The organism is Mycobacterium sp. NGS58, from assembly GCF_059812385.1.
Map to the genome: position 1 here is coordinate 57,417 of NZ_JCALCO010000004.1, position 24,190 is coordinate 81,606.

Below are 24,190 nucleotides of genomic sequence, written 5' to 3' on the forward strand. Positions count from 1 at the left end.
GTGGTTGGACGGATGCTGTTGCGCGCGGTGGACCTGCTCCCCAACCCCAGCCCGGGCGTGCAGCGCCTGATCGCCGCAGCCGTCATCCTCACCCAGGGCGGCATCGCCATCACCGGCGCTATCGTGCGCGTCACCGCCTCGGGCCTGGGCTGCCCCACCTGGCCGCAGTGCTTTCCGGGCAGCTTCGTCCCGGTCGCCCACGCCGAGGTGCCGCGCATCCACCAGGCCGTCGAATTCGGCAACCGAATGGTCACCTTCGCCGTGGTGATCACCGCGGCGCTGGCCGTGCTGGCCGTGACCCGGGCCCGGCGGCGACGCGAGGTGCTGGTCTATGCCTGGCTGATGCCGGTGTCCACCGTCGTGCAGGCGGTGATCGGCGGCATCACCGTGCGCACCGGGCTGCTGTGGTGGACGGTGGCCATCCACCTGCTGACGTCGATGACGATGGTGTGGCTGGCGGTGCTGCTGTACGTGAAGATCGGCGAGCCCGACGACGGAGCGGTTCGGCAGCGAGTTGCCAGGCCGCTGCGCGCCCTGACCGCGCTGTCCGGCCTGAATCTGGCCGCGGTGCTGGTCACCGGCACGCTGGTGACGGCCGCCGGCCCGCACGCGGGCGACCGCAGCCCCTCCCGGACGGTGCCGCGGCTAAAGGTCGAGGTCGACACTCTGGTACACCTGCACTCGTCGCTGCTGATCGCCTACCTGTCGCTACTGGTGGGGCTCGGCTTCGGGCTGCTGGCGGTGCGTGCCGCCCGACCCGTCGTGCTGCGGCTCGCGGTGCTGCTGGTACTGGTGTTCGCCCAGGCCGCGGTCGGCACCGCGCAGTACTACACCGGAGTTCCGGCCGTGCTCGTCGCCCTGCACGTGGCCGGGGCCGCGGCCTGTACGGCGGCCACCGCGGCGCTATGGGCGTCGATGCGAGAGCGGGCCAAGCCCGAGGCGCTCGCAAGCTGACTCCATTGCCAGCGCGAACCTGCGCTGCGCGAGGTCGCGGGCCGCTGCGTCAAGCCGGCGCCAGCCCAATGACGGCGCGACCAGGTCGAGCCCGACGAGCCGTTCGCCGGCCACGTCGGCACGCGCGTAGAGCAGGTCCCGCGCGGCGATGCCGGCCCGCCGGGCGGCGGCGGCGAGCGCGGCATGGCCGAGGTCCCACGATTCGAACTCCGGCTCGACCGGCCAGGCGTGCGACCGCTCGCCCCCCAGGAAGATCAACGCCGCCTCGGCCGTTGCGTGCGGCCCGGTCGTCGTCGGCACCCCGTCGTCCTCGAGGTCGCGCAAATATCGCTCGCCGAGGTTCCACGCCACCGCGCCGGGCGGGTTGAGCAGGTGGCGCATGCGTCGTGCCCAGGCCAGGAATTCGTCGCGCCGACCCGGGTCGCCCGCGGCGGCTCGCAGGATCACCAGATCCGCGCCGGCGGTCGCCGGGTCGTCCCAGGGCAGCCAGCGCGCGTGCAGCCCACGCAGGCGTAGCGCGCGCAGGAGCCCGGCGTCGTCCGCTGTCGTGCCCGCATCGCCGCCCGGCCCCGCCAGCACGATGCGGGGATGGAAGACGTCCGGGCGAGCGAGTTTCATGCCCGGGCATGATAAGCAGATGCACGCAATCGAAGTCAGCGAGACCGGCGGCCCCGGGGTGCTGCGCTACGTCGATGCGGCCACGCCCACGCCCGGACCGGGTGAGGTGCTCATCAAGGCGGAAGCCATCGGCGTCAACTACATCGACACCTATTTCCGCTCCGGGCAGTACCCGCGGGAGTTGCCGTTCATCCTCGGTTCGGAGTTGGCCGGCACCGTCGAAGCCCTGGGCGACGGCGTCGACGGGTTCAACCTCGGCGATCACGTGGTCAGCGCCGCGGCATCCGGCGGGTATGCCGAATACGCCACGGCCCCAGCGCATTTGACCGCCGAGATACCCGACGGCGTGACCGCCGACGTGGCGGCCTCGGCCCTGCTGAAGGGGTTGACGGCCCATTATCTGTCGAGGTCGGTGTATCCGGTGCAGGCGGGCGACACGGTGCTGGTACACGCCGGCGCGGGCGGCGTCGGCCTGATCTTGACGCAGTGGGCCCACCTGCTCGGTGCGCGGGTGATCACCACGGTCTCGACCCCGGACAAGGAGCGACTGTCCCGCCGGGCGGGCGCCGACGAGGTGCTCCCCTACCCTGACGGTGCCGCGGCGTTCGGCGAGCGGATCCGCTCTTTGACCGACGGTGCCGGGGTGGCCGCGGTGTATGACGGCGTGGGCGCGGCCACCTTTGACGCCAGCCTGGCCAGCCTGGCCGTCCGGGGCACACTGGCGCTCTTCGGAGCGGCCAGCGGACCGGTTGCGCCGTTCGACCCGCAGCGCCTCAACGCGGCCGGTTCGGTGTTTTTGACCCGGCCGTCGCTGGCGCATTTCGTCCGCACCGCGCAGGAATTCAGCTGGCGGGCAGAGGAATTGTTCGCCGCGATCGCGGGCGGCGACATCACCGTAGAGGTGGGCGGGCGCTACCCACTGGCCGAAGCCGCCCGCGCCCACCAAGATCTGCAGGGCCGCAAGACCGCGGGCTCGATCGTGCTGCTGCCCTAACTTCGAGTCCGCTATGCGTGCGGGCAGAAGATTCCGAGAATCTGCTGGCAGTTGTCTCTGTTGATAAGGCCCGGCGGCGGTGGTGGCGGCGGCGCCGGCGGGTTGTCGCCGTCCCAGATGTTCTGAGCGACGTTGCCCTGCCCGAACCAGACGTAGTAGTAGGTGTGGCAGATGTTGTTGTCCCAGACGACGGGGTTGGTGACATGGTTGCCAGTCGGCGGCAACGGTTGCCCGGGGCACCAGCGGCACGGCCCTTGGGGGTGGTCGTTGGGACAGCCGGGCCAGGCGTCCAGCGGCATCGGTCCGGGCTGAGCTTCGGCGATACCCGTGGCGATGCCCGTGTCGCAGAACGACAATCCGGCCGAAAGCAGCGCCCCGGCGATCAATGTCCTGACAATGCGGTCAGTTGCCATGCCTAAGTGTGATCCCGTGCACCGGCTACCGATCCCAAATCGGAATCACTTCTCTCGCCGGGTGACGCGTTGGCGGCGCCGAGGGTAAGTCGGCGACCGGCTCAGAACAGGTGCGGCAGGCCGATGGCCGAGTCCACGGCCAACGCGCAGAACACCACCGCCAGGTAGTTGTTCGACTGCAGGAACAACCGCAACGGCTTGACCGGCTCGCCGGCGCGGACCCCGGCGTACAGCTGGTGCGCCATCGCCAGGAACCACACCCCGGCCACCACGGCGACCGCCGCGTACAGCCAGCCCGTCGCCAGCGCCAGCGCCAGCGTGGCCAGCACCGTCAGCCAGGTGTAGATCAGAATCTGCTTGGTCACCTGACGCTCGGTCGCCACGGCCGGCAGCATGGGCACGCCCGCCGCTTTGTAGTCGTCCTTGTAGCGCATCGCCAGTGCCCACGTGTGCGGCGGCGTCCAGAAGAAGATGATGGCGAACATCACCAGCGCGGGCCAACCGATGGTGCCGGTGACCGCCGACCAGCCGATCATCACCGGCATGCAGCCGGCCGCGCCGCCCCACACCACGTTCTGCGAGGTGCGGCGCTTGAGCAGCAGCGTGTAGACGAACACGTAGAACGCGATCGTGGCCAGGGCCAGCAGCCCGGACAGCAGGTTCGTCGTCCACCACAGCCAGAAGAACGAGGCCACCGTCAGCACCAGGCCGAGCACCAGGGCGTTGCGGGTGGGCACCGCGGCGCGGGCCAGCGGCCGGCGGGCCGTCCGCTTCATCACCTTGTCGATGTCCGCGTCGGCCACACAGTTGAGGGTGTTCGCGCCCCCGGCGGCGAGCATCCCGCCGATCAACGTATTGACGATCAGCAGCGGGTTCACCGTGCCGCGCTGGGCCAGCAACATCGCCGGGATCGCCGTGACGAGCAGCAACTCGATGACCCGCGGCTTGGTCAGCGCCAGATAAGCCAGCACCGGCTGAATTGCCCGGCTCCTCACCATCCCGGTACCCGGAATGGATCGTCGTCGGGCGGTGCCTTGTATTCGGCTTGGCAATCGGCTCGGCGCGACGCGCCCGCGAACGCTCACGCAATAACTCCTCGGGGTCGCAGCGGCGCGCAGCATCTACTACACACGATGGTAGACCGGGTTGTGGCGATGGCCCGCCCGCGGGTCCATTCCGCAGCCTTTTCCCAGATTTCCGAACTGAATGTTAAACGCTTTCCACGGGCGCGTAATTTTCACATCTGCCGGCCGTGGGTACCCGAAATCCTGCGCTGCAAGAGCCGGCCCTCCCGCACTAGGGTGGGATTGATCAGCTCGATGACCCAAGGACAGAGTCTGTGACGACACTCGAAGAGATCTCCACGCTGACCCAACCGCACCTTCCCGACGACTGGTCCGAGCTCGACTCGGCCGCCGTCGACACCATTCGGGTGCTGGCCGCCGATGCGGTGCAGAAGGTCGGCAATGGCCATCCCGGGACGGCGATGAGCCTGGCGCCCCTGGCTTACACCTTGTTCCAGCGGGCGATGCGCCACGACCCCAGCGACACCTACTGGTTGGGCCGCGACCGGTTCGTCCTGTCCTGTGGGCACAGCAGCCTGACGCTGTACCTGCAGCTGTACCTGGGTGGTTTCGGCCTGGAGCTCTCCGACATCGAGTCGCTGCGCACGTGGGGATCCAAGACACCAGGGCACCCGGAGTTCCGGCACACCAAGGGCGTTGAGATCACCACCGGCCCGCTCGGCCAGGGCCTGGCCTCGGCGGTGGGCATGGCGATGGCCGCCCGCTACGAGCGCGGCCTGTTCGATCCCGACGCCGCCCCGGGCGACAGCCCGTTCGACCATTTCATCTACGTGATCGCCTCCGACGGCGACATCGAAGAGGGTGTCACCTCCGAGGCCTCGTCGCTGGCGGCGGTCCAGCAGCTGGGCAATCTCATCGTGTTCTACGACCACAACGAGATCTCGATCGAGGACGACACCAACATCGCTTTGTGCGAGGACACCGCCGCGCGCTACGAGGCCTACGGCTGGCACGTGCAGAGGGTCGAAGGCGGCGAAAACGTAGTCGGCATCGAGGAGGCCATCGCCAACGCCAAGGCGGCCACCGACCGCCCGTCGTTCATCGAGTTGCGCACCATCATCGGCTATCCCGCGCCCAAGCTGATGAACACCGGTAAGGCGCACGGCGCGGCACTGGGCGACGAGGAAGTGGCCGCCGTCAAGGAAATCCTCGGTTTCGACCCGGACAAAAAGTTCGAGGTGCGCGACGAGGTGATCGCCCACACCCGCAAGCTGGTGGACCGCGGCAAGGAAGCCCACGAGAAATGGCAGGCGGATTTCGACGCCTGGGCGCAGGGCCAACCGGAGCGCAAGGCGCTGCTGGACCGGTTGACCGCCGAGGAGCTGCCGGACGGTTGGGACGCCGACCTGCCGCATTGGGAACCGGGCTCCGACCCGATCGCCACTCGCAAGGCCTCCAACGAGGTGCTCAACGCGCTAGGCCCGAAATTGCCGGAGCTGTGGGGCGGTTCGGCGGACCTGGCGGGCAGCAACAACACCACGATCAAGGGCGCCGATTCCTTTGGCCCGCCGTCCATTTCGACCAAGGACTACACGGCGCACTGGTACGGTCGCACGCTGCACTTCGGTGTTCGCGAACACGCGATGGGCGCCATCCTGTCCGGCATCGTGCTGCACGGCCCGACGCGGGCGTACGGTGGCACCTTCCTGCAGTTCTCCGACTACATGCGGCCGGCGGTGCGGTTGGCCTCGCTGATGGACATCGACACCATCTACGTGTGGACGCACGACTCCATCGGTCTGGGCGAGGACGGCCCGACGCACCAGCCGATCGAGCACCTCGCGGCGCTGCGGGCCATCCCGAACCTGTCGGTGGTGCGCCCGGCCGACGCGAACGAGACGGCCTATGCCTGGCGGACCGTCCTGGCCCGCGGCAACGGCAGCGGCCCCGTCGGACTGATCCTGACCCGCCAGAATGTGCCGACCCTCGAGGGCACCAACGCCGACGGTGTCGCCCGCGGCGGTTACATCCTGGGCTCGGACGGCGAGGAAGCGGGCCAAGACCCCGATGTGGTGCTGATCGCGACCGGCTCGGAGGTCCAGCTCGCGGTTGAGGCACAGAAGTTGTTGGCGGATAAGGATATCGTGGCGCGGGTGGTCTCCATGCCGTGCGTCGAATGGTTCGAGTCCCAGCCTGATGACTACCGCGACAGCGTGCTGCCGCCGACCGTGTCGGCCAGGGTGGCCGTCGAGGCCGGCGTCGCGCAGAGCTGGCACAAGCTGGTCGGTGACACCGGCAAGATCGTCTCGATCGAGCACTACGGCGAATCGGCCGACTACAAGACCTTATTCCGTGAATTCGGCTTCACCGCCGAAGCCGTCGCGGCCGCCGCGGAAGAAGTAGTGGATAACTGAGGAAAGGGTAATTCACATGACCGCTCAGAACCCGAATCTGGCGGCGCTGTCCGCCGCCGGCGTATCCGTCTGGCTTGACGACCTGTCGCGCCAGCGACTGGAGTCGGGCAACCTGCAAGAGCTGATCGACACCAGGAGCGTCGTCGGCGTGACCACCAACCCGTCGATCTTCCAGAAAGCGTTGGCGGAGGGCGATTCCTACGACGGTCAGATCGCCGAGCTCGCCGAGCGCGGCGCCGACGTCGACGCCACGATCCGCACGGTCACCACCGACGACGTCCGCAACGCCTGCGATGTCTTGAAGCGCGAGTGGGAGGCGTCCGACGGTGTGGACGGCCGGGTGTCCATCGAGGTCGACCCGCGCCTGGCGGCCGAGACCGACAAGACCGTCGCGCAGGCCGTCGAGCTGTGGAAGATCGTCGACCGCCCGAACCTGTTCATCAAGATCCCGGCCACCAAGGCCGGCATCCCGGCCATCACCGCCGTTCTGGCCGAAGGGATCTCGGTCAACGTCACGCTCATCTTCTCGGTCGAGCGGCACCGCCAGGTGATGGACGCCTACCTGGCCGGCCTGGAGAAGGCCCGCGAGGCGGGCCATGACGTGTCCAAGATCCATTCCGTCGCTTCGTTCTTCGTGTCGAGGGTGGACACCGAGGTGGACAAGCGGCTCGAGAAGATCGGCTCGGACGAGGCGAAGGCGCTGGCGGGCCAGGCCGGTGTGGCCAACGCCCGCCTGGCTTACGCGGCCTACCAGGAGGTGTTCGAGGGCGGCGATCGCTTCGAGGCGCTCAAGGCCGACGGGGCCCGCGTCCAGCGTCCGCTGTGGGCGTCGACGGGCGTCAAGAACCCGGACTACTCCGACACCCTCTACGTCACCGAACTGGTCGCGCCGAACACGGTGAACACCATGCCGGAGAAGACGATTGACGCGGTCGCCGACCACGGCGAGATCAAGGGTGACACCGTGACCGGCACCGCCGACGCCGCGCAGGAGGTGTTCGACAAGCTTTCGGGAGTCGGCATCGACCTCACCGACGTCTTCAAGGTGCTGGAGAACGAGGGCGTGGAGAAGTTCGTGGATTCCTGGACCGAGCTGATGGAGGAAACCCAGAAGCAGCTGGATTCCACCTCCACATGAGCCCAGCCCGCACCGCGCAACAATGGCATAACCCGTTACGGGACAAGCGCGATAAGCGGCTCCCGCGGATCGCGGGACCGTGCGGGATGGTGATCTTCGGCGTCACCGGCGACCTGGCCCGCAAGAAGGTCATGCCGGCGATCTACGACCTGGCCAACCGCGGCCTGCTGCCGCCCAGCTTCTCCCTGGTGGGCTTCGCCCGCCGGGACTGGAGCACCCAGGATTTCGGCAAGGTGGTACACGAGGCCGTCAAGGAACACTGCCGCACGCCCTTTCGGCAGGAGAACTGGGATCGGCTGGCCGAGGGATTCCGTTTCGTGCCGGGAGCTTTCGACGACGACGACGCGTTCGGCCGGCTCGCCGAGACCCTGGACAAACTCGACGCCGAGCGCGGCACCGGCGGCAACCACGCCTTCTATCTGGCCATCCCGCCCAAGTCCTTCCCGGTGGTGTGCGAGCAGTTGCACAAGTCGGGCCTGGCGCGTCCGCAGGGCGAGCGGTGGAGCCGGGTGGTCATCGAGAAGCCGTTCGGACACGACCTGGAGAGCGCGCAGGCGCTCAACCACGCGGTCAACGCCGTCTTCCCGGAGGAGGCGGTGTTTCGCATCGACCACTATCTGGGCAAGGAGACCGTCCGCAACATCCTGGCCCTGCGGTTCGCCAACCAGTTGTTCGACCCGATCTGGAACGCGCACTACGTCGACCACGTGCAGATCACCATGGCCGAGGACATCGGGTTGGGCGGTCGCGCCGGCTATTACGACGGCATCGGCGCCGCGCGCGACGTGATCCAGAACCATCTGATGCAGCTGCTTGCGCTCACCGCGATGGAGGAACCGGTCAGCTTCAACCCGACGGCGTTGCAGACCGAGAAGATCAAGGTGCTCTCGGCCACCCACCTCGCCGAACCCCTCGACGAGACCACCAGCCGCGGACAGTACGCCGCGGGCTGGCAGGGCGGCGAGAAGGTCGTCGGGCTGCTCGACGAGGAGGGGTTCGCCAAGGACTCGACCACCGAGACGTTCGCCGCCATCACGCTGGAGGTGGACACCCGCCGCTGGGCCGGTGTTCCCTTCTACCTGCGCACCGGAAAACGCCTGGGCCGCAGGGTGACCGAGATCGCATTGATCTTCAAGCGGGCGCCGCACCTGCCGTTCGACGCGACCATGACCGACGAGCTGGGTACCAATGCCATGGTGATCCGGGTGCAGCCCGACGAGGGCGTCACGCTGCGGTTCGGCTCCAAGGTGCCGGGCACCGCGATGGAGGTCCGCGACGTCAACATGGACTTCTCCTACGGCTCGGCGTTCGCCGAGGAATCGCCGGAGGCCTACGAGCAGCTGATCCTTGACGTGCTGCTGGGCGAGCCGTCCCTGTTCCCGGTCAACGAAGAGGTCGAATTGGCTTGGGACATACTCGATCCCGTCCTCAACAACTGGGCGGCCGGCGGTAAACCCGAACCGTACGAGTCGGGCACCTGGGGTCCGGACTCCGCCTTCGAGATGCTGCGCCGCACCGGCCGGGAATGGCGGCGGCCCTGATGATCATCGACATGGCCGACACCACGACCACGGCGGTCAACAAGAAGCTCGACGAACTGCGGGAAAAGGTCGGCGCCGTCGCGATGGGCCGGGTGCTGACCCTGATCATCGCGCCGGACAGCGAAGAGATCTTGGAGGAGTCGCTGGCAGCCGCCAACGACGCCAGCCGTGAGCACCCCAGCCGGATCATCGTGACGATGAGGGGCGATCCGTACGCGGATAAACCGCGGCTGGATGCGCAGCTGCGCGCCGGCGGTGACACCGGCGCGAGCGAAGTCGTGGTGCTTTCGCTGTCCGGGCCGCTGTCCGGGCACGCCGCCAGCGTGGTGACCCCCTTCCTGTTACCCGACATCCCGGTGGTGGTCTGGTGGCCCGACGTCGCGCCGGCGGTCCCGGCGCAGGATCCGTTGGGCCGGTTGGCTATTCGACGCATCACCGACGCGACCAACGGGGTTGAGCCGTTGGCCGCCATCAAGAGCCGGCTGCCGGGATACACCGCGGGTGACACCGACCTCGCCTGGGCGCGCATCACCTATTGGCGGGCGCTGCTCACCTCGGCCGTGGATCTGACGCCGCACGAACCCATCGAGTCGGCGCTGGTGTCGGGCCTGGGGACCGAGCCCGCCCTGGACGTCCTGGCGGGGTGGCTGGCCAGCCGCATCGACGGCCCGGTGCGCCGGGCCGTCGGCGAGCTCAAGATCGAACTGGTACGCAAGAGCGAGACCATCGTCTTGAGCCGGCCGCAGGAAGGAAGGACGGCCACGTTGAGCCGGACGGCCCGGCCGGACGCCCTGCTCCCGTTGGCGCGCAGGGAAACCGGTGAGTGCCTCGCCGAAGACCTGCGCCGACTGGATCCCGACGAGATATACCAATCAGCGCTCGAAGGCATTGAGAAAGTGCAGTACGTGTGAGCACCAGCATCGAAATTTTCCCGGACAGCCAGACCATGGTCGACGCCGCCGCAGCGCGACTGACCGACACCATCGCCAACGCCGTGGCGGCGCGCGGCCGAGCGCTCGTCGTGCTGACCGGCGGCGGCAACGGCATCGGGCTGCTGCAGTCGTTGGTGGGACGGGAGATCGACTGGGCATCCGTGCATCTGTTCTGGGGCGACGAACGCTACGTCCCCGAGGACGACGACGAGCGCAACGACAAGCAGGCACGGGCCGCGTTGCTCTCCCACGTCGACATCCCGTCCAGCCAGGTGCATCCGATGCCGGCCAGCGACGGGGAATTCGGCAGTGATCTCGCCGCGGCGGCGCTGGCCTACGAGCAGCTGCTCGCGGCCAATGCCCCGCCCGGCGAACCGGTTCCGAATTTCGACGTGCACCTGCTGGGGATGGGCCCCGAGGGCCACATCAACTCGCTGTTCCCCGACACCCCGGCCGTGCTCGAAACCACCCGCATGGTGGTGTCGGTCGACGACTCCCCCAAACCGCCGCCGCAGCGAATCACCTTGACGCTGCCCGCCGTTACCCGGTCCCGCGAGGTTTGGCTGATGGTCTCCGGCGGCGGCAAGGCGGATGCGGTGGCGGCCGCGATCGGTGGCGCCGCACCCGTCTCGGTGCCGGCGGCCGGGGCGGTCGGGCGGGACACCACGCTGTGGCTGCTCGACGAGGACGCCGCGGCCAAGCTGCCGTCGCGCTCTTCAGAGCGCGACTGACCGGCGTCCGGCCCGGCGACCCGCTCGCGCGATTCGCCAGCGCTTTCGAGCTCGTCGATCCCTTCGGGTTCCCGCGGGCCCGGGCCGGGTCATAATGACGGACATGGCAGACAGAACCGTGCGCGGAGGGCAAGAGCGAAGCCGGATCAAAACGCTCACCCAGGCCGCGCTGAACGCCGACAAAACGGTGGAGCAGGTCGAAGACGTCCTCGACGGTTTGAGCACCACCATGAAGGAGCTCAGCAGTTCACTGTCCAGCCTGAACGCCACGGTCGAACGCCTGGAAACCGGGCTGGACCACCTGGATGGCACCATGGCCAGCCTGGACGACCTGGCCAAGCGGCTGATCGCGCTGGTCGAACCGGTGGAGGCCATCGTCGCGCGGGTCGACGACATGGTGCGGGTGGGCGAGACCATGATCTCTCCGCTGGCGGTCACCGAGCACGCCGTGCGCGGCTTGGTGGACAGGCTGCGCAACCGAACCGTGCACTAGGCGGTCAAGGATTCCGATGGCCACGTTGCTGCTGCACCACCCCGCCTTCGCCGCCCATCGGACCGCTCCAGGCCACCCGGAACGGCCGGACCGCTACCGCGCGGTGGAAGCGGCGCTGAGCCGGCCGCGGTTCGATGCCCTGGTGCGCGAGGAGGCCGAGCCGGCCGACCTCGCGACGACGCGCTACGTGCACTCCAACCGCTACGTGGACGCACTGGAAGCCGCGCGTCCCGAGGACGGGTACGTCTACCTCGACGGCGGCGACACCATGATGGAGCCCTCGTCCTGGGAGACGGCGCTGCGCGGGGTGGGTGCGACGCTGCAGGCCGTGGACCGGGTACTGGCCGGTGACGCGCAGAACGCGTTCGTCGCGAGCCGCCCGCCGGGCCATCACGCCGAGACCGAACGCGCCATGGGCTTCTGCCTGTTCAACAACATCAGCATCGGCGCGCGTCATGCGCAGCGCAAACATGGGCTGGCACGCGTCGCGATCGTCGATTTCGACGTCCACCACGGCAACGGCACCCAGCAGATCTTCTACTCCGACCCGAGTGTGCTCTACGCGTCCACGCATCAGATGCCGCTGTTTCCCGGGACCGGTGCGGTGCGGGAAACCGGCGTCGGCAACATCTTCAATTCGCCGCTGGCTCCCGGTGATGGCGGCGCCGAACTGCGCGCGGCATTCCAGGACCGGATCATGCCTGCGCTGCAGGCATTTTCGCCCGAGCTGATCATCGTGTCGGCCGGTTTCGACGCCCACGAACGTGACCCGCTCGGCTCACTGACCATGACGGCCGCCGACTTCGCCTGGGTCACAAGGGAGTTGATGACGTCGGCCGAAAAGCTGTGCGACGGCCGGCTGGTGGCGGTGCTCGAAGGCGGCTACGACCTGCAAGGCCTCACCGATTCGGTCACCGCGCACGTCGGCGAGTTGCTGAAGGGCTGAGCCAACTCGTTTCGGCCCGCAACGTCAACGCTCAGCGCGGAAAATATCGGCTGTCGTTGTCGACGGAATCGAAGATGTCCAAAGCGTGCTGAAACGGCCCCGACGTAATCCGTTGATCGGTCGCATACGAGTGGTCGAGCTGGAACACGACGCACAGCAGCAGGCCCAACAGAACCGCGACCGTACTCGACACGATGACGTGACCGACGGTGCTGCCCATGCGCAGGAAACCCGTAAACGCAACCAGCACAACCGCACCGAAGATGAGGCCCGCCCACATCAGGGCGGGTATCCGGGGCTTGGTGCCCACGATCCGCTCGTTCCGGTCGGACGCCAGCTCGCTCAGCTGGTTGAGGAATTGCTGATTGATCGGCTTGGCCGCGACGTTGGGCTGCTGGCGGCCCACGGTGCGATACATCCTGGTGATCGCGGCGCGCGCGCCGTCGTTGTGCTGTTTGTTCCACTCCGGGCCGGCCACCGCGCCGGCGTACTTGCGCAACAACTCCTGAACCTCGGTGCGCTCGGGCTCGGGCATCGCGACGGTCTGCCGATACATCGTCGTCAGGGCCGACGCCTCGCCGGACACGACGACCTGAGTCGACGAGAAGTGCTCCCAGGTGGCCACCACGGTAAAGCCCAGCAGAGCACCGTAGATGAATCCGACGACGGTGAGGAACGACGCGATCGGCGGATTCTGCTCACTGTCGTACCGTCGCAGGACGCGGTTGCCCAGCCAGATGGAGCCCACCGCGATCGCGATCGCGACCGCCACAACCGAAACCAGAAATAGCCACAGGGGTAGTCCGGATCCGTTCACTGGTCTCCTCGGTCGGCGTGGCGTCGATCCAGGGTATTCGCGAGCGGCCCGGCCCGGTGACCGAATCGCGGGTAATCAGCCGCTGTTTCGCAGCGCGCTCGCCAGCCCGTTCATCGTCAGCAAAATGCCGCGCTGCACCAGCTCATCGTCATCGCCGGAACGGTAGCGGCGAAGCAACTCCACCTGCAGGTGATTGAGCGGCTCGAGGTACGGGAAGCGGTTGAACACCGAACGCGCCAGCGCCGGGTTGTCGGCGAGCAGGTTGTCCTGGCCGGTGATGAGCTTGTGCATCGCAATGGTTCGCCGGTGCTCGTCGGCGATCTTATCGAAGACGCGGTTCCGCAATTCCTCGTCGTCCACCAGTTCGGCGTAGCGCGCCGCCAGGCCGAGGTCGCTCTTGGCCAGCACCTGGGCCAGATTCGACAGCACGCTGCGGAAAAACGGCCAGCGCTGGTACAAGTCGTGCAGGACTTCCACCCGCTCGCTTTCGCTTTCCGGGCCCGCCGCGATCCATTGCTCGAACGCCGACCCCGTGCCGTACCAGCCGGGCAGCATGACGCGCGACTGGCTCCACGCCAGCACCCACGGGATGGCGCGCAGGTCCGAGATGGATTCGGTGGGTTTGCGCGAGGTGGGCCGGCTGCCGATGTTCAGCGACCCGATCTCGCTGACCGGCGTGGAGGCCATGAAGTAGTCGACGAAACCCGGTGTCTCGTGCACCAATTCGGCATAGGCATGCTGCGCCAGCTCGGCCACCTCGTCGAGCACCGCATACGCCGGTTCCGCGGCATCGCCGAGTCCCTCCACATCCAGCAGCGTGGACTCCAGCGTGGCGGCCAGCAATGTCTCCAGATTGCGTTGCGCCGCTTGCGGTTCGGCGTATTTCGCGGCGATCACCTCGCCCTGTTCGGTGAGCCGCAGCGAACCGTTCACCGCCCCGGGCGGCTGCGCCAGGATGGCTTCGTAGCTCGGCCCGCCACCGCGGCCGACGGTGCCGCCGCGGCCGTGGAAGAGGCGCAACCGGATCCCGGTCTTGCGCGCCACCTCCACCAGGGCCAGCTCGGCTCGGTACACCGCCCAACTGGAGGCCAGGTACCCGCCGTCCTTATTGGAGTCGGAATAGCCCAGCATCACTTCCTGGCTGTCGTCGCGCGCGGCCACCAGCGCGCGATAGATCGGGAGTTCGAGCATCGCGTGCAGGATCGTCGCGCCGTTGCGCAGGTCGTCGATGGTCTCGAACAGCGGTGAGATGCCCACCGGGCAGTACGGCGCGTCCCGGGACGTGTCGATCAGGCCCGCCTCCTTGAGCAGGATCGCGGCCTCCAGGACGTCGGAAACCGATCGACACATGGAGATCACGTAGTTCGGCACGGCGGAGGGCCCGTAGCGCTCGATCGCGTGTGCGGCCGCGCGGACCACGCCCAGCTCTTTGTGGGCCAGCTCGGACAGTTCCGCCCGGTCGCCGACCAGCGGACGGCGGGTGCCGAGCTCGGCGGCCAACAGCTCGACGCGCTCGTCTTCGGACAGCGAACCGTAATCGGGATGCACCCCCGCCCAGGCCAGCAGCTCGGCGACCACTTCCTCGTGCACGTCGGAGTTCTGCCGCATGTCCAGGCCGGACAGATGAAACCCGAAGACCCGCACACCTTCTCGCAGCAGCGCCAGGCGATCGTCGGCCAGCAGTGCGCTACCGTGCGCGCGCAGCGACGCATCGATGGTGTCCAGGTCGGCCTGCAGTTCGGCCGGCGAGACGTATGGCGTCAAACCGAGGTCCAGCTCGTGCTGCGGTCGCCGGTCCAGGATCTCGGCGCCCGTCGCGGTCAGGCGGGCGCGGATCACCCGCACCGCGCGCCGATACGGCTCGTCGGCGCGGGCTTTCTCGGCACAACCGTCTGCCAGCTCGCTCAATTCGGGAGTGATCGCCACCAGGCGCGCCGACATCGACAGCTCCTGTTCCAGGGCGGTCAGCTCGGCCAGGTAGTGCGCCAGCGCGGTGAACGCGGCGTTGCCGGTGGCCTGACGCACCACGTCGGCCGTCACGTTCGGATTGCCGTCGCGGTCACCGCCAATCCAGGACCCGGGCTGCACGATCGGCTGGTTCAGCAGGCCGGCGTCGGGCCAGCGGGTCCGCAGCGCGTCGCGCACCTGGGCATTGACCTGCGGGACCACGTGGAAGAACGCGGCGGCGTAATAGCGCAGCCCCACCTCGATCTCGTCGGTGATCTGCAGGCGGGACAACCGGATCAGCGCCGTCTGCCACAGCGTCAGGACCTGGCGGCGCAGCTCGAGTTCGATGTTGCGGCCCTCGTCGGTCTCCTTGTGTCCCTCGGCCCGCAGCCGCATCAGTTCGGTGATCCGGTGCTGGGTGACGAAGACAGTGCGCCGGCGAGTCTCGGTGGGGTGCGCGGTGATCACGGGAGCCACCACCGCGCCCTTCAGTGCGTCGGCGACGGAGTCCGAATCCAGCTGCGCCCGGTCGAGTTTGGCATAGGTCGCGGCCAGGCTGCTGTCCTGCGGCGCTTCGCCGGCGGCGATGTGAATCGCCCTGCGCCGCTCGCGATGGATGTCCTCGGCGACGTTGGCGAGCAACGCGAAGTGGCTGAACGCCCGGATGACCGGGATGGCCCGATGAATGTCGATGCCGTCAAACATCCGCGCCAACTCGGCCCGGTCGATCTCGGAGCGCCGCACCCGAAACGATTCCACACGGGCCCGCTCGACGAGTTCGAACACCTCCTGCCCGCTCTGCTCGCGCACGGTGTCGCCCAAAATGGCGCCCAGCAGCCTGATGTCGGCCCGCATGGGCTCCGTCGCCTCACGACCCACCGGGGTGCGCTGCACGGCGCCAATCGGTTCCAGCGTGCTCTCGGAAGCCTCAACCATGTGACCCAGTATCGATGCGGATGTCACCGTCCGCCCGTCGAGGTGATCGGCCGTCAGCGGTATTTGATCAACAGCGCCATGGCGACGATGCACACCAGCCAGATGGCGGTGATGAAATACGTCAGCCGGTCCAGGTTCTTCTCCACCACGGTGGAGCCCGACAGGCTGGACTGCACGCCGCCACCGAACAGCGTGGACAGGCCGCCACCCTTGGCGCGGTGCAGCAGCACCAGCAGCACCACCAGGATGCTGGTGACGACCAGGGTGATCTGCAAAGCCAACTGCATGACGGCCAGCCTACCGGGGCGGAGTCGTTATCAGGGCAGCGCCCTACGGAAGAGGCCCACCGGCGGCGATCGCCGCCAGCGTGGCGAACTGCTCCCCATCCAGCGACGCGCCCCCGACCAAACCGCCGTCGATGTCGTCGCAGCCGACCAGTTCGCCGACGTTCTTGGCGTTCACCGATCCGCCGTAGAGCACGCGCACGCCCTCCGCGACCTGCGGTGAGGCCAACACGCCCAGTTCCTTGCGGATCGCCGCGCACACCTCCTGGGCGTCGCGCGCGCTGGCCACCCGCCCGGTGCCGATGGCCCACACCGGTTCGTAGGCGATGACGACCTTGCCGATCTGTTCGGCGGACAGCCCGGCCAGCGAGCCGCGCAACTGCTCCTCGCAGTGGCCGACGTGATTCCCCGCCTCGCGGACGTCGAGGTGCTCACCGATGCAGACGATCGGGGTCAATTCGTGCTTGAGCGCCGCCGCCGTCTTGGCGGCCACCAGCGCGTCGTCCTCGTGGTGGTAGCTCCGCCGCTCGGAGTGCCCGACGACGACGAATGTGCAGCCCAGCTTGGCCAGGAAGGCGCCGCTGACGTCGCCGGTGTAGGCGCCCGAGTCGTGCTGGGACAAGTCCTGCCCGCCGTAGGTCAACCGCAGCTTGTCGCCGTCGACCAGGGTCTGCACGCTGCGCAGATCGGTGAACGGCGGCAGAACCGTCACGTCAACCTTGTCGTAGTACTTGTCGGGCAAGGCGAATGCGATCTTTTGCACCAGCGCGATGGCCTCGAAGTGGTTGAGGTTCATCTTCCAGTTGCCGGCGATCAGCGGCTTGCGGCTCACGGCTCTGGGCCTCCCTAGTTGTGGTCGGGCTGGGGTCGGGCCAACACCTCGATACCCGGAAGCGTCTTGCCCTCAAGGTATTCCAGCGACGCTCCCCCGCCGGTGGAGATGTGCGAGAAGTCGCCCTCCGGGATGCCCAGCGCGCGCACCGCGGCCGCGGAGTCCCCGCCGCCGACCACGCTGAAGGCGCCCTTGCGGGTCGCCGCGGCGATTGCCTCGGCGACGCCCTTGGTGCCCGCGGCGAACGCCGGGAACTCGAACACGCCCATCGGGCCGTTCCAGAAGATGGTCTCGGCGTTGGACAGCAACGCGGTGAACCGCGTCACCGAACCCACACCGATATCCAGCCCCATCTTGTCGTTCGGGATGCGGTATGCGGGAACACTCTTCGACGGCGAATCGGCGGCGAACTCGTCGGCCACCACTATGTCCACCGGCAGGCGCAGCACGTCGCCGTAGGTGTCGAGCAACCGCCGGCAGGTGTCGATCATCTCGGTTTCCAGCAGTGAGGTGCCTACCGAGAGGCCTTGAGCGGCAAGGAAAGTGAAGCACATGCCGCCGCCGATGACGATGCTGTCGGCCTTGGTGGCCAGCGACTCGATGACGCCGAGCTTGTCGGATACCTTCGACCCGCCGAGCACCACCGCATAGGGGCGTTTGGTGGAGCTGGTCAATTGCTCCAGCACGCCGATCTCCTCGGCCACCAGGGTGCCGGCGTAGTGCGGCAGCAGGGTGGCGATGTCGTACACGGAGGCCTGCTTGCGGTGCACCACGCCGAAGCCGTCAGAGACGAAAGCGCCTGTCGGCCCGACCAACTCGGCTAGCTGCTTGGCCAGTGCCAGCCGCTCGCCATCGTCCTTGCTCGTTTCCCGGGCGTCGAAGCGGATGTTCTCCAGCAGTAGGACGTCGCCGTCGGTGAGGCCCTCGGAGCGCGCCAGCGCGTCGGTGCCGACGACATCGCCGGCCAGCTGGACGTGCCGGCCGAGCTGCTCACCGAGCGCCGCGGCGACGGGCGCCAGCGACAACTTCGGGTCGGCACCGCCCTTGGGCCGCCCCAGATGTGCGGTGATCACCACCTTGGCGCCCGCGTCCACCAACGCCTTCAGCGTCGGCACCGAGGCGGTGATGCGGCCGGCGTCGGTGATCTTGCCGTCATCAAGCGGCACGTTCAGGTCGGAGCGCACCAGCACGCCGCGCCCGGAAACCCCTTCGGCGAGCAGGTCTTTCAGGTTGTGGACAGCCACGGTTTACAGCGACTTGCCGACCAGGGCGACCAAGTCGACGAGGCGGTTGGAGTAACCCCATTCGTTGTCGTACCAGGACACCACCTTGGCCTGGTCGTCGATCACCTTCGTCAGGCCGGAGTCGAAGATCGAGCTGTGCGGGTCGGTGACGATGTCGCTGGACACGATCGGCGCGTCGTAGTACTTCAGGATGCCCTTCATGGGCCCCTCGGCGGCGGCCTTCATCGCGGCGTTGATCTCGTCGGCGGTGGCGGGCTTACGCAGCTCGGCGGTGAGGTCGGTGACCGAGCCGGTGGGGATCGGCACCCGCAGCGCGTACCCGTCCAGCTTGCCCTTCAGCTCCGGCAGCACCAGACCGATGGCCTTGGCGGCGCCGGTGGAGGTCGGCACGATGTTCAGCGCGGCGGCACGCGCCCGGCGCAGATCCTTGTGCGGCCCGTCCTGGAGGTTCTGGTCCTGGGTGTAGGCGTGGATGGTGGTCATCAGGCCCTTGACGATGCCGAATTCGTCGTTGAGGACCTTGGCGATCGGGCCCAGGCAGTTCGTGGTGCACGAGGCGTTGGAGATGATGTTCTGGCTGCCGTCGTACTTGTCGTCGTTGACGCCCAGCACGATGGTGATGTCCTCGTCGGTGGCGGGCGCGGAGATGATCACCTTCTTGGCGCCGGCGTCCAGGTGACCCTTGGCCTTGGCGGCGTTGGTGAAGATGCCGGTGGACTCGACGACGACGTCGACGCCCAGGTCGCCCCAGGGCAGCGCCGCCGGGCCTTCCTTGACCTCGAGCGCCTTGATCTTCTTGCTGCCGACGACGATCGTGTCGTCACCCTCGAGGCTGACGTCTTGGGGCAGACGGCCCAGGATGGAGTCGAATTTCAGCAAGTGCGCCAGGCTGGCGTTGTCGGTGAGGTCGTTGACCGCGACCACCTCGATGTCAGCGGTGCCCTGCTCCTGTTGAGCCAGTAGGGCCCGGTAGAAGTTCCGCCCGATTCGACCGAAGCCGTTGATACCTACTCGGACCGTCACTTGTCTCTCCCTGTCTTTCCTGCGTCCGCTGATCTGCGCTCGTCGCCAGCCTAGATCAGTGACGCCTTCCGTTGCCGCGCCGGTACATCACCCGTGACGTCGACCACACGCGGCCGGGGCTATCGACGGCGCTCGCGCAGCCAGCCCAGCGCCGCCTCGGCGGCGTAGTACCCGCACAGGCCATGGATGCCCGCTCCCGGCGGCGTGGACTGCGAACACAGGTAGACGCCCGGCACCCCGGTGGCGTACGGGTTGACGGAGATGCGCGGCCGCAACATCACCTGGAGCCTGTCGTTGGCGCCGCCGATGATGTCGCCGCCGATGAAGTTGGGGTTATAGGCCTCCAGGTCCGCGGTGCCCTTGCTGACGGTCGCCACCACTCGGTCGCGGAATCCCGGCGCGAATCGCTCGATCTGGTCGACCACCGCCCCGGTGGCGTCGCCGGTGTAGCCGAACGGCACGTGCGCGTAAGCCCAGATCGGATTGATGCCGCCCGCCGACCGGGAGGGATCGGCCAGGTATTGCTGCCCGACGAGCACAAAGGGCCGCCGCACCATCTTGCCTTGCGCGCGTTGACGTTCGGTGTCGGCGACCTCGGCGAACGTGCCGCCCAGATGGACGGTGCCGGCTCGGCCGCAGTCGGCGTTGGTCCACGGGATGTCGCCCTCGATGGCGAAGTCGACTTTGAACGCCGAGGAGCCCTGGCGGTAGCGCGCATACGAGCGTTTGATGCGCCCGGGCATGGCGTCGCCGTAGATCTTCAGCGTCGCGGCCGGAGTCAGGTCGAGCATGACGATGTCGGCGTCGGGAATGTCATCGCGGCGGGTGACCGTCACTCCGGTGGTCACGGCCCCGCCGTGCTTGTCGAGGGCGGCGGTGAGCGCCTTGGTGATCGAACCCGATCCTCCCTCGGCGACCGGCCACCCATATCGGTGGCCGCTGGCCAGGATCATCAGCCCGAGCGACGCGGTGAGCGGGCGGTCCAGGCGGGTGTAGACGTGCGCGGCCGATCCGCCGAACAGCGCGCGCACCTGCTCGGTACGGAACCACCGGGCCATCACGGTGGCCGGCAGCACTGCGCGCGGCCCGAAGGCGGCGAGGCGAACCGGGTGACGCGGAATGTTGATCACGGGACGCAGCAGGTCTTCGGCCAGGGCATCGAATCCGGCCGCAAGGTCCCCGACCGCGCGGCGCCACCGGGAGGCGTCGGGTCCCATGCCGGCCGTCGTCTCATCGAGGGACTGGTACAGCACGCCGGCGGTCCCGTCGTCGAGTGGGTGCGCGCAATCGACCTCCGGCCACTTCCACGCCAGCCCGTAGCGCTGCAGGTCCACCTGCTTCCAGAACGGCGAACCGATACCCAGCGGGTGAAACGCCGAGCAGTGGTCGTGGATGACGCCGGGCACCGTCAGCTCACCGGAGCGTGCCCCGCCACCGACGGTCTCGCGCGCCTCCAGCACCTGGACGTCGATGCCTTCCCGGGCCAGCCGGAGCGCGGCGGCCAGGCCGTTGGGCCCGGCACCGACCACCACCGCCGTCGTCACGACTCTCCGTGAACGACGGGTTGCGTGGTGAGGTGAACCGGAAATTCGTCACCCGGCTCGGGCCACGGCTGACGCGACGCCATGTCCTCGATGGTGACGTAGCCCGCCTCGATCAATCCGGTCTTGGCGTCCAGGATGCGGTACCACTGCTTTTGGATATGGATCGGTTGACCCTCGAGGACGATCACGCGAAGGTCGCCGTCCTCGAAGTTGCAGCGCCGCTGTACCGCCTCGAGCAGCTGCTCGTTGTGCAAATGGCCTTCACCGAAGTTCCACCCGACCAGGGGCCCGGCCACGATCTCGCCCTCGCGCACCTTGTAGTCGGCCTCGTTGCCGATCGCCCGCGGCAACAGGCCATTGAGCGCCCGGCCGTGAATATGCATCGCGCGGAACGCCGCTACCTTGTCCGCCATGATCTCGGCGGTTTCCGGGTCGTAGAGCCGGGCCAGCTGATTGACCACGAGCGCGGAGCTTTTGACGATCTCGGCGTCCGCCTTTTCCTCGGAGCCCGCCCGGAAGCACCACAGGCTGGTGGCCCAGTTGCCGGCGTAGTAGCGCATGGCAGGCAGGAACGAAATCTTCTCGGGGAACATGTTTCCCGCGATCACGATCGCCACCACGACCACCACGAGCGTCAGCAGCAGCGGCGAGGAAAGGTCGGTAGCACGAATCCCGCCGTAATGCCCGAACAGGTAGAACAGCGAGAAGATGAAGAACACGTTCCACTCCAACGGCACTCCCATCGGGAGGTTGGAAATGATGTTGAGGTGGAAGACCACCATGAACCCGATCAGGAACCACCGCCACGGTTGATCGCCTGCGAAGAACACCAGAACCGTGGGAACGATGAATTCCGCTGTCGTGCCACCGACATGAGCCATCAACTTCGGCAACCACGTGGGCCTTAGGTCGTTGACGTGGTCGCGGTAGAGCAGGTGCTTGATCGGGGCGAACAGCTTGGGCCGCAGCAGCGCGTTGTTGCTCGTCATCACCGCGACCACGTAGGGGAAGTGGTGGTTGAGCTTGGAGGTCGCCGCCCCCCACCACAGGCACAGCATGATGATCTTGAAGGCCGCGATCTGGTCGGTGAACGGGAAGAAGAACACGAACAGCTTCAGCCAATAGTGCTCGCCGCGGGCGGCCAAGAAGATCGTCTTGTCGCGCAGACCCAGCAGCGCCAGGGCGACGATCGTCGGGATGATTCGGACGGGGTCGATCAGGCCGACGTCGCCGGTGGCGGTGACCGGCCCGCCGTGACCGGGTGACAGCAGTGCCCATACCCCACCGGCCAGCACGACGGCATACAGTGCGACGTCGACGACGGTACGGCTGTCGCCGCTGGTGAAGGGAACCTTGCCTGGCCAGGCCGGCAAACGAATCGTGTTGGGCCGCAACCAGTAAAGGATGCCTCCGATCGGAGGCATGAACCGCCCGGTCAGCGGCCCGGATCCGCAGCCCAGGCCGATGACCTCGAACAGCAGCGTAAAGACGACGACCTTCTGGTACACGATGGGTTGCGTCCACCAGTCGCCGATGCGGCTCAGCCCGCCGAAGCCGGGGGTCAGCGAGATGATGGCGGCGGGCGCCGCGATGTAAAGCAGAATCTTGAGCAGGTACAGCAGATACACCGCGTACGGCGTCCCGAAGCCGTGCTCCGCCCAGTGCCGCGTCACCACTTGCAGTCGGATGGCCCGGGGCAGGGTCGGCCAGGTTTCGTGATCGACGTCCGGAAGTTGCGGAGCCATGAATCCCATGGGCGGCCTCGTTCCTGTCTAGAAACCAGCTGGCCCATAAAATGTATCGGCATCACCATGCGGGCGGGCCGATTTGCCCGTGCCGGCGATCTGCGCCGGGCTAGCCGTCAGCGGAGCGATCACGAAACTAGCTGCTGCAACCGATGATTCAGCACACGCCAGCGGGGCCCGGCGGACCGCAGGGGGTGCCTACGCCGGTGCCGGGCGGACAAAGCGCAGACGCAGCTTGTCGATCAGGACGTCCAGGGTCTCCCGATCCTGGTCGGCGACGCGCACCAGGCGGCGGAAATCAGCCACGGCGTCGGCGTCGCCCTTGGCTTCCGCGGCGGCGATCTTGCGCTGATACTCGTCGATGCGCTGATCGATGAGGCCGCGCCGCCTAGTCAGCAGTCGCACGAAGTATTCGGCCTGCAACCGGTCCGCCGTCTCCGGGGCGGCCTCCGCGAGCGCACCCGCGGCCCGTTCGACGGCCGGTGCGCGCCGGGACGGTACTTGGCTCCGGCGAGCCGCCTCCGCCCGGACCGTGGCATGCGAGCGCCGTCTGCGGCGGTCGCGGACGGCGCCAGGTCTGCGTGTAACGCTCGAGCGCGCGCCAGATTCGGGTGACAGACCGGCTACGTCCATCGGGATCCCCTTTGCTCGAGGATTGCTTAGGGCGCCGTAACGATAGCGCCCCCGCCCGACCCACACCACACCTTCGGACCTTCAAAGACGAAACACCATGACAGCGGCCGGGCCCCGGTCGCTACCATCGATTCGACTCGGCGAAGCGGCCCCGCGAGCGTCAAGGGAGGAACGTGACCGACAACGGCAAACCCGGCGGCGGGGACATCGGCAAATTCGACCCCGGCCTGACCCAGCGACTGATGGCGGTCATGCGCCCGGTCCTGAAAACCTATTTCCGGTCCGAGGTGCACGGCCTGGACGCGTTCCCGCCCGGCGGGGCGCTGGTGGTCGGCAACCACTCCGGCGGCATGTTCCCCATGGACGTCCCGATCTTCAGCGTCCACTTCTACGACAAGCTCGGTTATGACCGCCCCGTCTACACGCTGAGCCACGACATTCTCATGACCGGGCCCACCGGAGACTTCTTCCGGCGCACCGGATACATCCGCGCCAACCGGGAGAACGCCGCCCAGGCGCTGCGGTCCGGCGGGGTGGTGATCGTGTTTCCCGGCGGAGACTACGACGCCTACCGGCCCACCCTGTCGGAGAACGTCATCGACTTCAACGGCCGCAAGGGATACATCCGCACGGCGATCGAGGCGGGCGTCCCGATCGTGCCGGCGGTGTCCATCGGCGGGCAGGAGACCCAGCTGTATCTGACCCGGGGCACCTGGCTGGCCGAGCGGCTGGGCATTAAACGCTTGCTGCGCAGCGCGATACTGCCGTTGTCGTTCGGCTTCCCCTTCGGCCTGAGCGCGGTGATCCCGCCGAACCTGCCGCTGCCCACCAAGATCGTGACCCAGGTGCTCCCACCCATCGACATCGCCCAGCAGTTCGGCGACGACCCCGACGTCGATGAGGTCGACGCATACGTGCGGTCGGTGATGCAGGAGGCCCTGACCGAGCTGGCCGCCAAGCGCCGCTTCCCGATCCTGGGCTGAGCG

General features: G+C 67.8%; 22 protein-coding genes. 10 read left to right on the plus strand and 12 right to left on the minus strand.

The genetic code is table 11. The annotated features are described in order from the left end of the window. Positions 1 to 12: 12 nt before the first annotated feature. The gene (locus AC5Y4H_RS05510; RefSeq protein WP_499979564.1) at positions 13 to 954 is read left to right on the plus strand and encodes a COX15/CtaA family protein; all 942 of its coding nucleotides are present in this window, start codon (positions 13 to 15) and stop codon (positions 952 to 954) included. On the opposite strand, the gene AC5Y4H_RS05515 is transcribed toward AC5Y4H_RS05510, so the two are convergent. Continuing rightward, positions 904 to 1,572 carry a DcsG N-terminal domain-containing protein gene (locus tag AC5Y4H_RS05515; protein WP_499979262.1) on the minus strand — a complete coding sequence of 223 codons (669 nt, stop codon included), beginning with the start codon at positions 1,570 to 1,572 and terminating at the stop codon, positions 904 to 906. The genes AC5Y4H_RS05510 and AC5Y4H_RS05515 overlap by 51 nt on opposite strands. Before the next feature lie 19 nt (positions 1,573 to 1,591). Here AC5Y4H_RS05515 and AC5Y4H_RS05520 point away from each other — a divergent pair, with 19 nt between their 5' ends. Further along, positions 1,592 to 2,566 (plus strand): quinone oxidoreductase family protein, encoded by a 975-nt coding sequence (locus AC5Y4H_RS05520; protein ID WP_499979264.1) that lies wholly within the window; start codon positions 1,592 to 1,594, stop codon positions 2,564 to 2,566. 11 nt (positions 2,567 to 2,577) lie between these two features. Here AC5Y4H_RS05520 and AC5Y4H_RS05525 read toward each other — a convergent pair whose 3' ends face one another. Then, the gene (locus tag AC5Y4H_RS05525; RefSeq protein WP_499979265.1) at positions 2,578 to 2,979 is read right to left on the minus strand and encodes a hypothetical protein; all 402 of its coding nucleotides are present in this window, start codon (positions 2,977 to 2,979) and stop codon (positions 2,578 to 2,580) included. A gap of 101 nt (positions 2,980 to 3,080) precedes the next feature. Next, positions 3,081 to 4,064: a heme o synthase gene (locus AC5Y4H_RS05530; protein ID WP_499979266.1), complete on the minus strand. Its 984-nt coding sequence runs from the start codon at positions 4,062 to 4,064 to the stop codon at positions 3,081 to 3,083. Positions 4,065 to 4,318: 254 nt separating this feature from the next. Between AC5Y4H_RS05530 and tkt the strand changes: the two genes are divergently transcribed. From tkt to AC5Y4H_RS05565, 7 genes are all read left to right on the plus strand, one after another. Further along, on the plus strand, positions 4,319 to 6,418 hold the full coding sequence (gene tkt / locus AC5Y4H_RS05535; RefSeq protein WP_499979268.1) for a transketolase: 2,100 nt from the start codon (positions 4,319 to 4,321) through the stop codon (positions 6,416 to 6,418). A 16-nt stretch (positions 6,419 to 6,434) separates the two neighbouring features. Continuing rightward, positions 6,435 to 7,556: a transaldolase gene (gene tal, locus AC5Y4H_RS05540; protein WP_499979270.1), complete on the plus strand. Its 1,122-nt coding sequence runs from the start codon at positions 6,435 to 6,437 to the stop codon at positions 7,554 to 7,556. Further along, positions 7,553 to 9,097, plus strand: coding sequence for a glucose-6-phosphate dehydrogenase (gene zwf, locus AC5Y4H_RS05545; RefSeq protein ID WP_499979271.1), 1,545 nt, complete (start codon positions 7,553 to 7,555; stop codon positions 9,095 to 9,097). The genes tal and zwf overlap by 4 nt, the downstream gene beginning before the upstream one ends. Continuing rightward, the gene (gene opcA / locus AC5Y4H_RS05550; protein ID WP_499979565.1) at positions 9,097 to 10,008 is read left to right on the plus strand and encodes a glucose-6-phosphate dehydrogenase assembly protein OpcA; all 912 of its coding nucleotides are present in this window, start codon (positions 9,097 to 9,099) and stop codon (positions 10,006 to 10,008) included. The genes zwf and opcA overlap by 1 nt, the downstream gene beginning before the upstream one ends. Continuing rightward, complete coding sequence (pgl, locus tag AC5Y4H_RS05555; RefSeq protein ID WP_499979273.1) at positions 10,005 to 10,760, plus strand: 6-phosphogluconolactonase; 756 nt, start codon at positions 10,005 to 10,007, stop codon at positions 10,758 to 10,760. The genes opcA and pgl overlap by 4 nt, the downstream gene beginning before the upstream one ends. 94 nt (positions 10,761 to 10,854) lie before the next feature. Further along, complete coding sequence (locus AC5Y4H_RS05560; protein ID WP_499979274.1) at positions 10,855 to 11,253, plus strand: ATPase; 399 nt, start codon at positions 10,855 to 10,857, stop codon at positions 11,251 to 11,253. 16 nt (positions 11,254 to 11,269) lie between these two features. Beyond that, the gene (locus AC5Y4H_RS05565) at positions 11,270 to 12,199 is read left to right on the plus strand and encodes a histone deacetylase family protein (RefSeq protein ID WP_499979275.1); all 930 of its coding nucleotides are present in this window, start codon (positions 11,270 to 11,272) and stop codon (positions 12,197 to 12,199) included. Positions 12,200 to 12,230: 31 nt separating this feature from the next. Here the strand turns inward: AC5Y4H_RS05565 and AC5Y4H_RS05570 are convergent, their stop codons facing one another. The 9 genes from AC5Y4H_RS05570 to AC5Y4H_RS05610 all read right to left on the minus strand — a co-directional run bounded on the left by AC5Y4H_RS05570 (position 12,231) and on the right by AC5Y4H_RS05610 (position 22,994). Beyond that, positions 12,231 to 13,016 (minus strand): bestrophin-like domain, encoded by a 786-nt coding sequence (locus AC5Y4H_RS05570; RefSeq protein WP_499979276.1) that lies wholly within the window; start codon positions 13,014 to 13,016, stop codon positions 12,231 to 12,233. A 75-nt stretch (positions 13,017 to 13,091) separates the two neighbouring features. Then, positions 13,092 to 15,899, minus strand: coding sequence for a phosphoenolpyruvate carboxylase (gene ppc, locus AC5Y4H_RS05575; protein WP_499979279.1), 2,808 nt, complete (start codon positions 15,897 to 15,899; stop codon positions 13,092 to 13,094). 53 nt (positions 15,900 to 15,952) lie between these two features. Next, positions 15,953 to 16,186 (minus strand): preprotein translocase subunit SecG, encoded by a 234-nt coding sequence (gene secG / locus AC5Y4H_RS05580; protein ID WP_064950377.1) that lies wholly within the window; start codon positions 16,184 to 16,186, stop codon positions 15,953 to 15,955. Between the two features lie 43 nt (positions 16,187 to 16,229). Then, a complete protein-coding gene (gene tpiA, locus AC5Y4H_RS05585; protein ID WP_499979280.1) occupies positions 16,230 to 17,015 on the minus strand; it encodes a triose-phosphate isomerase in 786 nt (261 codons plus the stop codon). 14 nt (positions 17,016 to 17,029) lie between these two features. Then, on the minus strand, positions 17,030 to 18,259 hold the full coding sequence (locus AC5Y4H_RS05590; protein ID WP_499979282.1) for a phosphoglycerate kinase: 1,230 nt from the start codon (positions 18,257 to 18,259) through the stop codon (positions 17,030 to 17,032). 3 nt (positions 18,260 to 18,262) lie between these two features. Next, the gene (gene gap / locus AC5Y4H_RS05595; RefSeq protein ID WP_499979284.1) at positions 18,263 to 19,282 is read right to left on the minus strand and encodes a type I glyceraldehyde-3-phosphate dehydrogenase; all 1,020 of its coding nucleotides are present in this window, start codon (positions 19,280 to 19,282) and stop codon (positions 18,263 to 18,265) included. Positions 19,283 to 19,401: 119 nt separating this feature from the next. Then, positions 19,402 to 20,826 carry a phytoene desaturase family protein gene (locus tag AC5Y4H_RS05600; RefSeq protein WP_499979285.1) on the minus strand — a complete coding sequence of 475 codons (1,425 nt, stop codon included), beginning with the start codon at positions 20,824 to 20,826 and terminating at the stop codon, positions 19,402 to 19,404. After that, entirely contained in the window at positions 20,823 to 22,580 is a 1,758-nt protein-coding gene (locus tag AC5Y4H_RS05605) for a DUF3556 domain-containing protein (RefSeq protein WP_499979287.1), read from the minus strand. Before AC5Y4H_RS05605 ends, AC5Y4H_RS05600 begins: the two co-directional genes overlap by 4 nt. Before the next feature lie 189 nt (positions 22,581 to 22,769). Further along, positions 22,770 to 22,994 carry a hypothetical protein gene (locus AC5Y4H_RS05610; protein WP_499979289.1) on the minus strand — a complete coding sequence of 75 codons (225 nt, stop codon included), beginning with the start codon at positions 22,992 to 22,994 and terminating at the stop codon, positions 22,770 to 22,772. A gap of 452 nt (positions 22,995 to 23,446) precedes the next feature. Between AC5Y4H_RS05610 and AC5Y4H_RS05615 the strand changes: the two genes are divergently transcribed. After that, complete coding sequence (locus AC5Y4H_RS05615) at positions 23,447 to 24,187, plus strand: lysophospholipid acyltransferase family protein (RefSeq protein ID WP_499979566.1); 741 nt, start codon at positions 23,447 to 23,449, stop codon at positions 24,185 to 24,187. The last annotated feature ends 3 nt before the right edge of the window (positions 24,188 to 24,190 follow it).